The organism is uncultured Sphingomonas sp. (assembly GCF_913776855.1).
Taxonomy (GTDB): Bacteria; Pseudomonadota; Alphaproteobacteria; order Sphingomonadales; family Sphingomonadaceae; genus Sphingomonas.
This window is the reverse complement of record NZ_CAJYQD010000003.1, coordinates 1-13,136: the sequence shown is the minus strand read 5'-3', so window position 1 is coordinate 13,136 and position 13,136 is coordinate 1. Positions and strand designations below refer to the sequence as shown.

Sequence of the window (13,136 nt, the reverse complement as noted above, 5' to 3'; positions counted from 1 at the left end):
AAGAAAAAAGGCCGGGCGGCATCCACCGTCCGGCCCGAGTTGCGCTTAGGGAGCTAACCAAAGCGATGCGGACGGCCGCGCGCGGGGCGCGGCGAAACTCAAAGGCCCGTGGCGTTCGCCACCGGATCGGCTGCGTTGGGCGCGGCGTCGTTCAGCACGACATTGTCACCGGGCAGGGCGACATCGTTGCCGAGTGCCGTATCGTTCGCCAGCGGTTCGTCGAGCGAGGTCAGGTTCGTCTCGATCACGGCGTTTTCCGCTGCGGCATTCTCAGCAGCGGTATTGCTCGAACATGCCGCCAGACCCAGCAGCGCGATGGTCGCGAGCGGTGCGATAAATGGCTTCAAACCCATGCCTCCCCGTTTTCGGAACCGCCGGTATCGGCGATGTCGCTCCCCGTTGTAGGGCGTCGACCAGCGTGGGGAATAATCCTATTGCTTTAGTGGGGTATTGTTCCGCTATCAACCGATGGCGACAGTCGACGGCGACGCGCGCATCGGTCGAGCAAGGGATCAGCGATGTCGAGAGGATGGCGGGGTGGTGGAGCTGAGGGGAATCGAACCCCTGACCTCTGCAGTGCGATTGCAGCGCTCTCCCATCTGAGCTACAGCCCCGCCCCGTTCCCGGACGATGCCGGGGCCGTTCCCTTAGCGGCCCGAAAATGCGGATGCAACGGGTCTCGCACGTTTCCCGATCAAAATCCTCTGGCCGCATCCGGTCGCTACGGCGAACCCCTTCGTCGTGCGGGTAGCTAACATGCCGGAACCATCGGCGGGGTTGGCGCTTCTCTGGATACGACATGGCGGCCACGATGCCGCTGCGCCGCGATAAACATGAACCATCTGCAGGAGATTTTCATGGCCTATGATCGCTACACCCGCGACGATGACTGGTCGCGCAACAGCCGCAACGACGAAGGCCGCTGGCGCGACCGGGACGATCGCGGACAGGGCGGATATGGCGCGCAGGGCTATGGCAGCCGGGGCTATGGCAGTGGATCGCAGCAGCGTGACGATCGCGACGGCAGTGACTATTATGGCGGGCGTTCATCCTACGGATCGAGCTATGGCGCGGATCGCGAACGCAGCTTGGGTAGCCGGGACTTCGACTATGCTGATCGCGGATCGCGGGGCTACGGCGCGCGAAGCGACCGTTACGGCAGTGATCGCCAGCGGTTCGGCGATCAGGGCGAACGCGAATCGCGTTATGGCAACGACCGCTTCCGCGGTGACCGTTCGCAGCAGCGCGACCGGCTCGATTATGATTCGGCGGATCGCGGGTTCCTGGCACGCGCCGGCGATGAAGTCCGCTCGTGGTTCGGTGATGAGGAAGCCGAGCGTCGGCGTGAGCGCGACCAGCGCTACGACGAACAGATGGCACGCTATGACGATCGCCACAGCGATCACGCCTATCGCTCGTGGCGCGATACGCAGGTCAGTGCGTTCGACCGCGACTATGACGAATATCGCCAGGAAAACTCGCAGCGGTTCCAGAGCGAGTTCAACGCGTTCCGCACCGAACGTCAGACGCAGCGCGACAGCCTGACGCGTGTCAGCGAGCATATGGAAGTCGTCGGGTCGGACGATGAACATGTCGGCACGGTCGACAAGGTACGGGGTGACCGTATCATTCTGACCAAGAGCGATCCGGACGCCGGCGGCAATCACCATTCGATCCCGTCGCGCTGGGTTTCGTCGGTCGATGGCAAGGTGAAGCTGCGCAAGACTGCCGCCGAAGCCAAGCAGGCATGGCGCGACGAAGAACAGCAGCAGGCGATGTTCGGCAACCAATCGCAACAGCGTTATGGCAGCGACCGTTTCGGCACGCAGGGTGATAACGACGATCGCGCGCGAGAAGCGAACCGTTATGGTGCGTCGACCACGACCGGCCAGTCGTTGGGGGCGGGCACCTCGACCACGGCGGGTACCGGTGTGAGCGGTTCGACCAACGACACTGATACCAACCTCAATCGCAGCTTCCCCGGAACCTACTAAAGCGTTCGCAGTGGCGACAGGCGGAGGGGCGCGGGAAACCGCGCCCCTTTGCTTTTGCCAAACGGGCGCTTAAGTTGCGGTCCGAAACTGATATGGAGCAATGATCATGGCGAAGGCGTGGCATCTGGTACGGCGACCACAGGGGATGCCGGTGATGGAGGATTTCGCGTTTCGCGATCTGCCGCAGCGTGAACTGGCGGATGGTGAAGTCCGCATCGCCAATCGCTGGCTGTCGGTCGATCCCTATATGCGCGGCCGGATGAACGACGTGAAAAGCTATGTCCCGCCGTTCCAGCTCGACGCGCCGATGGAGGGTGGCGCGGTCGGCGAAGTGATCGAGAGCCGGTCCGCCGACCTGCCCGTCGGCACCCGCGTCCAGCACATGGCCGGTTGGCGCGACGAAGCGATCGTCCCGGCGAAGGGTGTGCAGAAGCTTCCCGATATCGGCCTGCCGGACCAGGCGTTTCTCGGCGCGCTGGGCCTGACCGGCATGACCGCGTGGTTCGGGCTGTTGGCGGTCGGCGATGCGAGGCCGGGCGAGACGGTGTTCGTGTCGGCGGCGGCCGGTGCGGTCGGGTCGGTCGTGGTGCAGATCGCCAAGGCGAAGGGCATGACCGTCATCGGTTCGGCCGGCGGCGCGGAAAAGGTCGAATGGGTCCGCTCGCTCGGTGCCGATCACGTGATCGACTACAAAGGCGACGTGCCGCTGGTAAAGGCGCTGGGCGCCGCTGCACCGGACGGGATCGACGTCTATTTCGACAATGTCGGTGGCGACCACCTCGATGCGGCGCTGGCCCATGCCAAACAGGGCGCGCGCTTCGCGATCTGCGGGATGATCGACGGCTATAACGCGTCGCAGCCGGTTGCCCTGCGCTACCTGATGCGGGTCATCGCCGCACGCATCCGAATCCAGGGCTTTATCGTCAGCGACTTCCTCGGCCGCATCGGCGAATTCCAGCAGGGCATGGGCGAAATCGTCGCCAGCGGCAATTTTCAGCGTGAGGAAACCGTCGTCGAAGGGCTGGAAAACATGCCGGACGCGTTCCTCGGTCTGTTCACCGGCCAGAACAAGGGCAAGATGCTGGTAAAGCTGTAACGCAAATCCTCCCCGCTACGCGGGGAGGACCTACGCCCTACCGCAACTTTGCGATCTTCAGCCCATCTTCCTTTGCGCGGTCCTTGATCGATTCCTCGCTGCGGGTCAGGGCCTTGGCGAGCGCCTTCAATGCCATGCCCTTGCCCGCCAGCTGGTGGAGCTTCTGGATTTCATCGGGCCGCCACGGCTGGCGGTGACGTTCGAATTTTTCGGCCATGGGCGTCTCCTATCGATTGCGCCCGAGCCGCACCAGCGCGGCGTCGAGCGACTGCAGGAACTTCGAACGGTCCGCCTTGCCGAACGGCGGCGGCCCGCCCAGCTGCTCGCCGCCCGCCCGCAAATCGGCCATGATCGCGCGGGTCGCGATCGCGCCGCCGATCGATGCACCGGTGAACGGCTTGCCATTGGGGGCAAGCACGATCGCCCCGGCTTTCAGGCAACGATCCGCCAGCAGGATGTCGGCGCTGACCACCACACAATCCGTGCCTGCCGCTGCCGCAATCCAGTCGTCGGCGGCGTCGAACCCATCGGACACCACGATCCGTTCGACCCAGGGAAGGAGCGGCACGCGGAAATGGCTGTTGCTGACGATCGACACCCGCGCGCCATGGCGTTCGGCGACGCGGTATACCTCGTCCTTCACCGGACAGGCATCGGCGTCGACCAGAATGCGGGTCATGGCTCGATCGGGCCGGTCTCGATCACCTCGATCGCGTCGCTGCGTCCGCCGAAATCGGCTGTCTCGCCCGCCATCAGTCCGGTCATCGCCAACGCGAGCGGCGCGGTGAAGGGAATGCGCCCTGCCGCCGGGTCGGCCTCGTCGCTGCCGACCAGTTCGATCATCTTGCGCTGTCCGTTCAGCGTGTAGGTGACCCGTGATCCGAACGCCACTTCATCGGTCGGGGCCGGGGCGATCTCCGCCGTCGAATGTCGCGTCCGCCAATAGCGCAGGTCGCGCTTGATCGCCGTTACGCGCTCGACATCGCCCTCCGCCGCGTGCAGTTCGCCTTCCAGCCGCTCGACCTCGCCCGCCATCGCGGCCAGCCCGCGCCTGGTCACCAGATTGGGTCCGGGCGGCAGCGGCAGTTCGAACCGTGGTTCCTTATGCTCGTCGTCATCCTCTCGCCGAAACGCAACGCTCATCAAATCGTCCCTGAAAACGTATCGCACCGGGCGGGATCGCCCGTTTCGTACCCGCGCTTGAGCCAATAAGCGCGCTGGGCCGAGGTGCCATGGGTAAAGCTTTCCGGTGAGGCGCGATTGCCCTGCAACCGGTCGTCGCCGATCGCCTCCGCCGCGCGCAGCCCTTCCTCGAGGTCGCCCGGTTCCATCCGGCCACTGCGCTTGCCCCAGACGCCGGCATAGCAATCGGCCTGCAATTCCAGTCGCACCGACTGGGCGTTGCCCTGCGCCGTTGGCAGCGTCTGCTGCGCGCGGCTGACCGCTTCGGCCTGTCCGGTCAGGTTCTGGATATGATGGCCGACCTCGTGCGCCACGACATAAGCCTGCGCAAAGTCGCCACCCGCACCATATTTCTGCGACAGTTCGCGGAAGAAGTCGGTGTCGAGATAGACGCCACGATCGGGCGGGCAGTAGAACGGCCCCATCGCCGATTGCGCCGCGCCACAGCCCGACTGCGCACCCTGCTGGTAGAAGCGCAGGCGCGGCGGCGTATAGCGCGCACCCTGTTCGGCGTAGATCTGGCCCCAGACCTGTTCGGTCGACTTCAGCACCCGACACGCGAACAGTTCCTCAGCCGTGTCACATGGCACGTTCTGCGCCGAACCCTGCTGCGTCGTCGGCGCCTGCGAACCGCCGCCGATCAGGCCGCCACCGCCCGAAAACATCAGGAACGCCGCCCCGATGATTGCGATGATGCCGATCGTACCACAGCCAAGGCCACGCCCCAGCAGCAGCGGCAACAGCCCCAGCAGGTTGAATCCGCCGCCGCCCATGCCGCCGCCGCCGCGGCCCAGATCGTCGACATTGCTGGAGGGATCGAGATCGTCGAGGCGCATGGGCGGCGGTCCAATCGTTGAAGCTGCGTACTGAAATGCGCGAAACCGTCACGATGTTGCAACCACCGCGCAGGAAATCGGTTGAAGAGCCGTTGAACCTGGTTCGTATAACCCGCAAAGTATCGTCGATGGCTGAAGCTGATCCCCGTTTGCGTCGACAATCCCCTGCGGAACTTCCGTTACCCGATTGCGTGGCGCTCGTGTTGCAGGGCGGCGGGGCGCTGGGCAGTTATCAGGCGGGCGTGATCGAGCATCTGGGGGAATCGCAGATCGAGATCGATTGGGTCGCCGGAATCTCGATCGGCGCGATCAATGCCGCGATCGTGGCCGGCAATCCGCCCGAACGCCGGATCGAACGGCTGCGGCAATTCTGGCAGACGGCAGCGGGCGTGCTGCCGTGGTTCCCGATCCTGCCCGACGACCGGGTGCGCGAATGGGTGCATGAATGGTCGGCCGGCGTCGTGCTGGCGACCGGGGTGCCCGGCTTCTTCCGGCCGCGTGGGCTGGCCCCGCAATACGCCGCGCCAGGGACGCCGGCGGCGCTCAGCTATTACGACACGGCGCCCTTGCGCGAAACGCTGGACCTGCTGGTGGACTGGGATTTGGTGAACGACGGTCCGGTGCGGCTGTCGGTCGGTGCGGTCGACATCGAAAGCGGCAATTTCGTCTATTTCGACAGTGCGCGCGAACGGATCGACGCGCGGCACGTCATGGCGTCGGGTGCGCTGCCGCCGGGCCTGCCGCCGGTCGAGATCGACGGGCGCTGGTATTGGGACGGCGGCCTGGTCAGCAACACGCCGCTGACCCATATCCTCGACCATCAGCGCGATCCGATGCTGGTGTTTCAAGTCGACCTGTTCTCCGCTGAGGCCGACCTGCCGCGCACGATCGGCGACGTGGTGGCACGGGAAAAGGAAATCCGCTTCTCCAGCCGCACGCGGCAGGTGACCGCCGAACGGCTGCGCCTGCGGCAGGAACGTGAGCTGATCCGCCGGCTGGTCGGCAAGCTACCGGTCGAACTGCGCGACGATGCCGATGTCCGCGCGCTGGAGGCGATGGCCGACGAACATCCGCTCAGCCTCGTCCACCTGATCTACCGCGCGAACCGTTGGGAAGGCGGCGCGCGCGACTATGAATTCTCCGCACGCGCGATGCAGGAACATTGGGCGGCCGGGCGCGCCGCCATTGCCGAGACGATGGCCAATGCCCGTGTCGTCGCCGAAAACATCCTCGACGGGCGTACCGCCGCGTTCGACCTCACCAACCACCTTCACCAACGCCAAGGATAATCGATGTTCCTCAAAGGCAAGACCGCGATCGTCACCGGTTCCACGTCCGGCATCGGCCTCGCTTATGCAAGGGCGTTCGCGGCCGAGGGGGCGAGCGTCGTCATCAACGGCTTCGGCGACGCGGACGCGATCGAGAAGGAACGCGCCGCCTTGGCGCAGACGAGCGGCGCCGAGGCCCGCTACGACGCCGCCGACATGACCAAGCCGGACCAGATCGCGGCAATGGTCGACAAGGCGGCGGCCGAGTTCGGATCGGTCGACATCATCGTCAACAATGCCGGTATCCAGCATGTTGCGAAGATCGAGGAGTTCCCGATCGACAAATGGGACGCGATCCTCGCGATCAATCTGTCGTCTGCCTTCCACATGATCCGCGCTGCCGTGCCGCATATGAAGAAGGCGGGCTGGGGCCGGATCATCAATACCGCATCGGCGCACAGCCTGGTCGCCAGCCCCAACAAGTCGGCCTATGTTACCGCCAAGCACGGTCTTGCCGGCCTGACCAAGACGGTTGCATTGGAAGTCGCGACCTGCGGCATCACCGCCAACTGCATCTCGCCCGGCTATGTCTGGACCCCGCTGGTCGAAAGCCAGATTCCCGACACGATGGCGTCGCGCGGCTTGACGCGCGAGCAGGTGATGAACGACGTCCTGCTGGCAGCGCAGCCCACCAAGGAATTCGTCACCGTCGAACAGGTCGCCAGCCTCGCGCTGTACCTGTGCCGCGAAGAAGCGAAGGCGATCACGGGTGCGAACCTGTCGATCGACGGCGGCTGGACCGCGGCGTGATCGCGGCATGATCCGCCTTGCATCGCTGGCGACGGTCCTGGTCGGCTGTGCGACCACTGCGTGCGGCGGCACCGGTGTCGCGTCTGCGGGTGCCAAGGCAACGGCGACGACCGCGCCTGCCGTATCCGACGACTGGCGCCGGGTGGCGACCTCGGCCGATCGCGATCGGTTGCGCCGGTGGCGGGACGCGTGGATGGCGGCACTTCCCCGCGCCCGCGCCGCCGACCCGGCGGGGGTGGCTGCGCAGGGAGTGCTGTTCGCACCCGATGGCGTTCTGGCTGGACCGGCGGCGCCCGCCGGTCGCTATCGCTGCCGGGTCTTCAAACTGGGCGGCATGGGCAGCGCGATGCGCGACTTCACCGCCTATCCGGCGTTCGACTGCCGGATCAGCGACGAAGGCAGCGTCCGCAGCTTCTACAAGGAAAGCGGATCGCAGCGCCCGGTCGGACTGCTGTTTCCCGATGGTGATCGCACCGTCTTTCTCGGCACGCTGCTGCTGGGCGACGAGCGAGCGGCGCTGCAATATGGCCAGGATCGCGACCGCGACATGGCGGGCCTGCTGGAGCGGATCGGGGAGCGGCGCTGGAGGCTCGTGCTGCCCTATCCGCGATTCGAATCGATGCTGGACGTGATCGAGCTGGTCCCTGCGGAGTAGGGCTGTCGACCTGGCCCCCTTGATGTAACCAGAAGCGTCATCCCAGCGAAGGCTGGGATCGCCCCGTGATAGTGCGCAGCAGGAGCCGCGGCAGACCCCAGCTTGCGCTGGGGTGACGGTGGTGGCACCGGGGCCGATAAACGCCGTTACGCCTTGCCCTCCAATGTCCGCCGCACCGTTTCGTAGCAATCGTCGATATGCGAATTGCCGACCAGCTTCATCGCCCCGAAGCTGATGCCCGCCGCTGCGACCTGTCCCGCGAACGGCACGAAGCGAAGCAGCGACTTGCTGGCATAGCGCGCGCCTACCTTGCGGATCAGCATCGTGACGATCCGCCGGGTGATCGACCGACCGATCACGCCATTGCCCAGATTGGCGGCGATCAGCAGGACCTGCTTCGCCCGATCCGGCTCCAGTGCGTTGACCTGTTTCTCGTCCAGCCCGAACCGGTTGCTGATCTCGGGCAGCAGCTTGGTCAGGATATTGGCATCGACGATCAGGTCCGCACCGGGCACCGGCACCGCCGACGCGCCGGCCGATACCAGTGCGCGCTTCGTCACCAGCTTGCGTGCGTCATCGCGCACGCGGTCGAGTTCGGTCAGCGAAGTGATCTTCATGAAAGCCCCGTGTCGTTTCGTTGCCGCATCAACGCCGATCTTGCCAACCGGCTCCCGATCGTTACCCTCGATACGAATTTGCCCAGAAAAACGGATAGTTGCATGATCCTGCGTATCGGCGCCCTGCTCGCCACCACGATGTCCGTCCTGCCGGCCCATGCCGCGTCGATGCCGCAGGCGCCCGCCGCCGCCGTGAATGCCACCCCGCTGACCGCGAAATGGCCGGGACCGTACCAGGGGGTGCCGCCGTGGGACAAGGTGACCCCGGCAATGTTCCCGGCCGCCTTTCCGGTCGCGATGGCGGAGATGCGCCGCGAAATCCACGCTATCCGCGACGACAAGCGGCCTGCGACGTTCAAGACGGTGATCGAGCCGCTGCAACTGGCCGGCGACATGATGGACCGGGTCGGGTCGATGTGGGGCGTTTATACCAGCAACCTCGCGACGAAAGAGGTGCAGGCGATCGACCGGGAATGGTCGCCGAAACTGTCGGCGTTCAACGACGAACTGTTCCTCGACCCGAAGCTGTTCACCCGGATCAAGGCCGCCTACGACACCCGCGCCAGGCAAAACCTCAATCCGCAACAGTTGCGCCTGCTGGAGCGGACCTATCGCAGCTTCGTCCGGCGCGGCAGCCTGTTGACCGATGCGCAGCGCCAGCAGGTGACGAGGCTCAACCAGCAATTGTCGGTCGCCTATAACGACTTCAGCCAGAAGGTGCTGGCCGATGAGGAAACGTGGATCGTCGTCGACGACGCAAAGCAACTGGCGGGCCTGCCCGACAGCTTCGTCGCCTCGCTGAAGGCGGCGGCGGACGAACGCGATCTGTCGGGCAAATGGGCGATCGTGAACACGCGGTCGTCGGTTGCGCCGGTATTGACCTATGCTACCGACCGGGGTCTGCGGGAAAAGGTATGGCGTGCGTTCGTCATGCGCGGTGACAACGGCAATGCCAACGATACCAAGGCGACGATCGCAACCATCCTGAAGCTGCGGCAGGAGCGGGCGAAGCTGCTCGGTTTCCGCAACCATGCCTATCTGCGCATGGACGACACGATGGCCGGCACGCCCGCCAATGCCAAGGCGCTGATGATGCGCGTGTGGCCGGCCGCGGTGGCGCGGGTGCGCGAGGAAGTCGCCGACATGCAGGCGCTGGCGCGCAAGGACGGCGCGAACCTCACCATCGAGCCGTGGGATTACCGCTTCTACGCCGAAAAGGTGCGCAAGGCGAAATACGACCTCGATGAAAGCGAGGTGAAGCCGTATCTCCAGCTCGACAACATCCTCGCCGGTGCCTTCTATGCGGCAGGGCGGCTCTACGACCTGAAGTTCACCGAGAATACCGGGCAGATTCCGGTGTTCGAGAAGAATGTCCGCACCTTCGTCGTGACGGACGCGCGGACGGGCCGGAATGTCGGCGTGTTCTACTTCGACGGCTTCGCGCGCAGCGGCAAGCGGTCGGGCGCATGGGCGACGCGCTATCGTGGGCAGCAGAAGCTGGGCGGCGATACGAACGTGCTGGCGTCGAACAACAACAACTTCGTGAAGGGCGCCGCCGGGCAGCCGACCCTCATCAGCCTCGACGATGCGTCGACGCTGTTCCACGAATTCGGCCACGCCATCCATTCGCTGCTGCAGGACGTGACCTATCCGGGGCTTGCCGGCACGCCGCGCGACTTCGTTGAATATCCGAGCCAGGTGAACGAAAACTGGCTGCTGACCCGCGATGTGCTGGATCGCTATGCCAAGCATTACCAGACCGGACAGCCGATGCCGCAGGCGCTGGTCGACAAGATTGAAAAGTCGTCGACCTTCAACCAGGGATTCGACACGGTTGAATATCTGTCCTCGGCGATCGTCGACATGGAATTGCACGATCGTGAAACGCCGGTGACCGACGTCGCAGCGTTCGAACGCGACACGCTGGCGAAGCTCGGGATGCCGAAGGAGATCGTGATGCGGCACCGCCTGCCGCAGTTCAATCACCTGTTCTCCTCGGATGCCTATTCTGCCGGCTATTATTCCTATCTGTGGTCGGAAACGATGGATGCCGACACCTGGGCCGCGTTCGTGGGGACGGGCAACGTGTGGGACAAGGCGACGGCGGACCGCTTCCGCAAGACGTTGCTGTCGACCGGTAACGAAACGGATCGCAAGGACGCCTATCGTGCGTTCCGTGGCCGCGACCCGGACGTGACCGCATTGTTCAAGCGGCGCGGCTTTCCGACGAAGTGATCTGTTTCCCCCGGTCAATGCCGGGGGAAAACCCGTAACAATTGCTACCAGCCTCTCGCCAAGCGCGTTGAAATTATATAACAAGCGTTTGTAACGAGTCTGCGCGGCCGATCGGTCGACGCAGCGGACATGGAGAGTGCATGACCGGCGACAGCCGCACGAATCTGCCGCGCCTGGCGCTGCACGTGCCCGAACCCAAATTCCGTCCCGGCGACGCGGTGGATTTCGCCGACGTCGCCGTGCCGCCGGCAGGGGCGCAGGCCCGCCCCGACACCGCCGCCGCGCCCGACAGCTTCCACGACCTCAGCTACACGCTGGTCCGTGTCCTTGATGAAGCAGGCCAGGCGGTCGGTCCGTGGAACCCGCGCCTCGACCCCGACATGCTGCGGCGGATGCTGCTGAAGATGGCGACGGTACGCGCGTTCGACGAACGCATGTTCCGCGCCCAGCGGCAGGGCAAGACCAGCTTCTACATGAAATGCACGGGCGAAGAGGCGATTGCGGTTGCCGGAACCATGGCACTCGACCGCGACGACATGACCTTCCCCAGCTATCGCCAGCAGGGCATCCTCATCACGCGCGATTATCCGCTGATCGAGATGATGAACCAGATCTATTCGAACAGCGGCGACAAGTTGCAGGGCAAGCAGTTGCCGATCATGTATTCGTCGAAGGACTTCGGCTTCTTCTCGATCTCCGGCAACCTGACCACCCAATATCCGCAGGCAGTGGGCTGGGCGATGGCGTCGGCGTCGAAGGGCGATACCCGCATCGCGGCGACATGGTGCGGGGAGGGGAGTACCGCCGAGGGTGACTTCCATTCCGCGCTGACCTTCGCCACCGTCTATCGCGCGCCGGTGATCTTCAACGTCGTCAACAACCAGTGGGCGATCAGCAGCTTTTCGGGGTTCGCCGGCGCGGAGGCGACGACCTTTGCCGCGCGCGCGATCGGCTATGGCATCGCCGGCCTGCGCGTCGATGGCAACGACGCGCTGGCGGTCTATGCCGCAACCGCCTGGGCCGCCGAGCGGGCGCGGACCAATCAGGGGCCGACGCTGATCGAGCATTTCACCTATCGCGCCGAGGGGCACTCGACGTCGGACGATCCGTCGCAATATCGCTCGGCCGGGGAGCCGACCGCCTGGCCGCTGGGCGATCCGATCGCCCGGTTGAAGGCGCACCTCGTCGCGATCGGCGAGTGGGACGACGAACGCCACGCCGCGATGGACCGCGAGGTCGCCGAACAGGTCCGCGCCGCGCAGAAGGCGGCGGAGGCCAACGGCATCCTCGGCCATGGCCTGCACCAGCCGCTCGACACGCTGTTCGATGGCGTGTTCGAGGACATGCCGTGGCACCTTCGCGAACAACAGGCGCAGATGATGGCGGAAGAGGAAGCCTCCGGCCGCCCCTGGGCACGCAAGGAGGGCCACTGACATGGCGCGGATGAACATGATCCAGGCGATCAATTCCGCGATGGACGTGGTGATGGACCGCGACCCTAGCGTGATCGTGATGGGCGAGGATGTCGGCTATTTCGGCGGCGTGTTCCGTGCGACCGCCGGCCTCCAGTCCAAATACGGCAAGACCCGCGTGTTCGACACGCCGATCACCGAATGCGGCATCATCGGCGTTGCGGTCGGCATGGGCGCCTATGGCCTGCGTCCGGTGCCCGAAATCCAGTTCGCAGATTACATCTACCCCGCGCTCGACCAGCTGGTCAGCGAGGCGGCACGATTGCGCTATCGCTCGGCCGGCGACTTCACCGCGCCGATCACGGTCCGCTCGCCCTTCGGCGGCGGCATCTTCGGCGGGCAGACCCACAGCCAGTCGCCCGAGGGCATCTTCACCCACGTTTCGGGCATCAAGACGGTGATCCCGTCGACGCCGTACGACGCCAAGGGCCTGCTGATCGCCGCGATCGAGGACAATGATCCGGTCCTCTTCTTCGAACCCAAGCGCATCTATAACGGCCCGTTCGACGGCAACTGGGACAAGCCGGCGCAGAACTGGTCGAAGCATCCCGGTGGCGAAGTGCCGGAGGACTATTACCGGATCGAACTGGGTAAGGCGAAGGTCGTACGCGAGGGCAGCGACCTGACCATCCTGGCCTATGGCACGATGGTCCATGTCGCGCAGGCGACCGTGGAGGCCGCCGGGATCGATGCCGAAATCCTCGATCTGCGCACGCTCGTGCCGCTCGATATCGAGGCGATCGAGGCGTCGGTGAAGAAGACCGGTCGCTGCATGATCGTGCATGAAGCGACCCGGACGGGCGGCTTCGGCGCCGAATTGTCGGCGCTGGTGCAGGAACGCTGCTTCCACCATCTCGAAGCGCCGATCGAGCGCGTGACCGGCTTCGACACGCCGTATCCGCACAGCCTCGAATGGGCGTATTTCCCGGGGCCGGTCCGCATCGGACAGGCGCTCAAGAAGATCATGCAGG

General features: G+C 65.1%; 14 protein-coding genes and 1 tRNA gene. 8 read left to right on the top strand and 7 right to left on the bottom strand.

Features of this window, described 5'->3' with window-relative positions:
• Positions 1–98: 98 nt before the first annotated feature.
• Together QZ755_RS00740 and QZ755_RS00735 are read right to left on the bottom strand one after the other, a co-directional pair.
• The gene (locus tag QZ755_RS00740) at positions 99–353 is read right to left on the bottom strand and encodes a hypothetical protein (RefSeq protein WP_294318491.1); all 255 of its coding nucleotides are present in this window, start codon (positions 351–353) and stop codon (positions 99–101) included.
• A gap of 185 nt (positions 354–538) precedes the next feature.
• A tRNA-Ala gene (locus tag QZ755_RS00735) sits at positions 539–614 on the bottom strand.
• 219 nt (positions 615–833) lie between these two features.
• On the opposite strand from QZ755_RS00735, the gene QZ755_RS00730 reads away from it, so the two are divergent.
• Together QZ755_RS00730 and QZ755_RS00725 are read left to right on the top strand one after the other, a co-directional pair.
• Positions 834–1,994, top strand: coding sequence for a DUF2171 domain-containing protein (locus QZ755_RS00730; RefSeq protein WP_294318489.1), 1,161 nt, complete (start codon positions 834–836; stop codon positions 1,992–1,994).
• A gap of 106 nt (positions 1,995–2,100) precedes the next feature.
• Positions 2,101–3,090 carry an NADP-dependent oxidoreductase gene (locus QZ755_RS00725; protein WP_294318486.1) on the top strand — a complete coding sequence of 330 codons (990 nt, stop codon included), beginning with the start codon at positions 2,101–2,103 and terminating at the stop codon, positions 3,088–3,090.
• A 37-nt stretch (positions 3,091–3,127) separates the two neighbouring features.
• On the opposite strand, the gene QZ755_RS00720 is transcribed toward QZ755_RS00725, so the two are convergent.
• Genes QZ755_RS00720 through QZ755_RS00705 form a run of 4 tightly spaced genes read right to left on the bottom strand, consistent with a single transcriptional unit; the run spans position 3,128 to position 5,108 of the window.
• Positions 3,128–3,307, bottom strand: coding sequence for a hypothetical protein (locus QZ755_RS00720; protein WP_055763497.1), 180 nt, complete (start codon positions 3,305–3,307; stop codon positions 3,128–3,130).
• 9 nt (positions 3,308–3,316) lie between these two features.
• Positions 3,317–3,769: a YaiI/YqxD family protein gene (locus QZ755_RS00715; protein ID WP_294318482.1), complete on the bottom strand. Its 453-nt coding sequence runs from the start codon at positions 3,767–3,769 to the stop codon at positions 3,317–3,319.
• Positions 3,766–4,233 (bottom strand): GreA/GreB family elongation factor, encoded by a 468-nt coding sequence (locus QZ755_RS00710; protein WP_294318480.1) that lies wholly within the window; start codon positions 4,231–4,233, stop codon positions 3,766–3,768. Before QZ755_RS00710 ends, QZ755_RS00715 begins: the two co-directional genes overlap by 4 nt.
• Complete coding sequence (locus QZ755_RS00705; RefSeq protein ID WP_294318477.1) at positions 4,233–5,108, bottom strand: neutral zinc metallopeptidase; 876 nt, start codon at positions 5,106–5,108, stop codon at positions 4,233–4,235. Before QZ755_RS00705 ends, QZ755_RS00710 begins: the two co-directional genes overlap by 1 nt.
• A 128-nt stretch (positions 5,109–5,236) precedes the next feature.
• Here QZ755_RS00705 and QZ755_RS00700 point away from each other — a divergent pair, with 128 nt between their 5' ends.
• Genes QZ755_RS00700 through QZ755_RS00690 form a run of 3 tightly spaced genes read left to right on the top strand, consistent with a single transcriptional unit; the run spans position 5,237 to position 7,841 of the window.
• Positions 5,237–6,397: a patatin-like phospholipase family protein gene (locus tag QZ755_RS00700; RefSeq protein WP_294318474.1), complete on the top strand. Its 1,161-nt coding sequence runs from the start codon at positions 5,237–5,239 to the stop codon at positions 6,395–6,397.
• 3 nt (positions 6,398–6,400) lie between these two features.
• Positions 6,401–7,186, top strand: a complete 786-nt coding sequence (locus QZ755_RS00695; protein ID WP_294318472.1) for a 3-hydroxybutyrate dehydrogenase — start codon at positions 6,401–6,403, stop codon at positions 7,184–7,186.
• Between the two features lie 7 nt (positions 7,187–7,193).
• On the top strand, positions 7,194–7,841 hold the full coding sequence (locus QZ755_RS00690; protein ID WP_294318469.1) for a DUF4893 domain-containing protein: 648 nt from the start codon (positions 7,194–7,196) through the stop codon (positions 7,839–7,841).
• 146 nt (positions 7,842–7,987) lie between these two features.
• Here the strand turns inward: QZ755_RS00690 and QZ755_RS00685 are convergent, their stop codons facing one another.
• Positions 7,988–8,458 carry a hypothetical protein gene (locus tag QZ755_RS00685; protein ID WP_294318466.1) on the bottom strand — a complete coding sequence of 157 codons (471 nt, stop codon included), beginning with the start codon at positions 8,456–8,458 and terminating at the stop codon, positions 7,988–7,990.
• A gap of 102 nt (positions 8,459–8,560) precedes the next feature.
• Here QZ755_RS00685 and QZ755_RS00680 point away from each other — a divergent pair, with 102 nt between their 5' ends.
• From QZ755_RS00680 to QZ755_RS00670, 3 genes are all read left to right on the top strand, one after another.
• Positions 8,561–10,693, top strand: coding sequence for a M3 family metallopeptidase (locus QZ755_RS00680; RefSeq protein ID WP_294318463.1), 2,133 nt, complete (start codon positions 8,561–8,563; stop codon positions 10,691–10,693).
• A gap of 140 nt (positions 10,694–10,833) precedes the next feature.
• A complete protein-coding gene (locus QZ755_RS00675; RefSeq protein ID WP_294318460.1) occupies positions 10,834–12,126 on the top strand; it encodes a 3-methyl-2-oxobutanoate dehydrogenase (2-methylpropanoyl-transferring) subunit alpha in 1,293 nt (430 codons plus the stop codon).
• Positions 12,127–12,136: 10 nt separating this feature from the next.
• A partial coding sequence (locus tag QZ755_RS00670) for an alpha-ketoacid dehydrogenase subunit beta (RefSeq protein WP_294318577.1) occupies positions 12,137–13,136 on the top strand: 1,000 nt, incomplete at its 3' end.

Bases quoted from the DNA above. Each gene is read 5' to 3' on its own strand.
- QZ755_RS00695 (WP_294318472.1), top strand. From the start codon at position 6,401: ATGTTCCTCAAAGGCAAGACCGCGATCGTCACCGGTTCCACGTCCGGC.
- QZ755_RS00710 (WP_294318480.1), bottom strand. From the start codon at position 4,233: ATGAGCGTTGCGTTTCGGCGAGAGGATGACGACGAGCATAAGGAACCA.
- QZ755_RS00690 (WP_294318469.1), top strand. From the start codon at position 7,194: ATGATCCGCCTTGCATCGCTGGCGACGGTCCTGGTCGGCTGTGCGACC.
- QZ755_RS00725 (WP_294318486.1), top strand. From the start codon at position 2,101: ATGGCGAAGGCGTGGCATCTGGTACGGCGACCACAGGGGATGCCGGTG.
- QZ755_RS00675 (WP_294318460.1), top strand. From the start codon at position 10,834: ATGACCGGCGACAGCCGCACGAATCTGCCGCGCCTGGCGCTGCACGTG.
- QZ755_RS00715 (WP_294318482.1), bottom strand. From the start codon at position 3,769: ATGACCCGCATTCTGGTCGACGCCGATGCCTGTCCGGTGAAGGACGAG.
- QZ755_RS00680 (WP_294318463.1), top strand. From the start codon at position 8,561: ATGATCCTGCGTATCGGCGCCCTGCTCGCCACCACGATGTCCGTCCTG.
- QZ755_RS00720 (WP_055763497.1), bottom strand. From the start codon at position 3,307: ATGGCCGAAAAATTCGAACGTCACCGCCAGCCGTGGCGGCCCGATGAA.
- QZ755_RS00685 (WP_294318466.1), bottom strand. From the start codon at position 8,458: ATGAAGATCACTTCGCTGACCGAACTCGACCGCGTGCGCGATGACGCA.
- QZ755_RS00700 (WP_294318474.1), top strand. From the start codon at position 5,237: ATGGCTGAAGCTGATCCCCGTTTGCGTCGACAATCCCCTGCGGAACTT.
- QZ755_RS00705 (WP_294318477.1), bottom strand. From the start codon at position 5,108: ATGCGCCTCGACGATCTCGATCCCTCCAGCAATGTCGACGATCTGGGC.
- QZ755_RS00730 (WP_294318489.1), top strand. From the start codon at position 834: ATGAACCATCTGCAGGAGATTTTCATGGCCTATGATCGCTACACCCGC.
- QZ755_RS00740 (WP_294318491.1), bottom strand. From the start codon at position 353: ATGGGTTTGAAGCCATTTATCGCACCGCTCGCGACCATCGCGCTGCTG.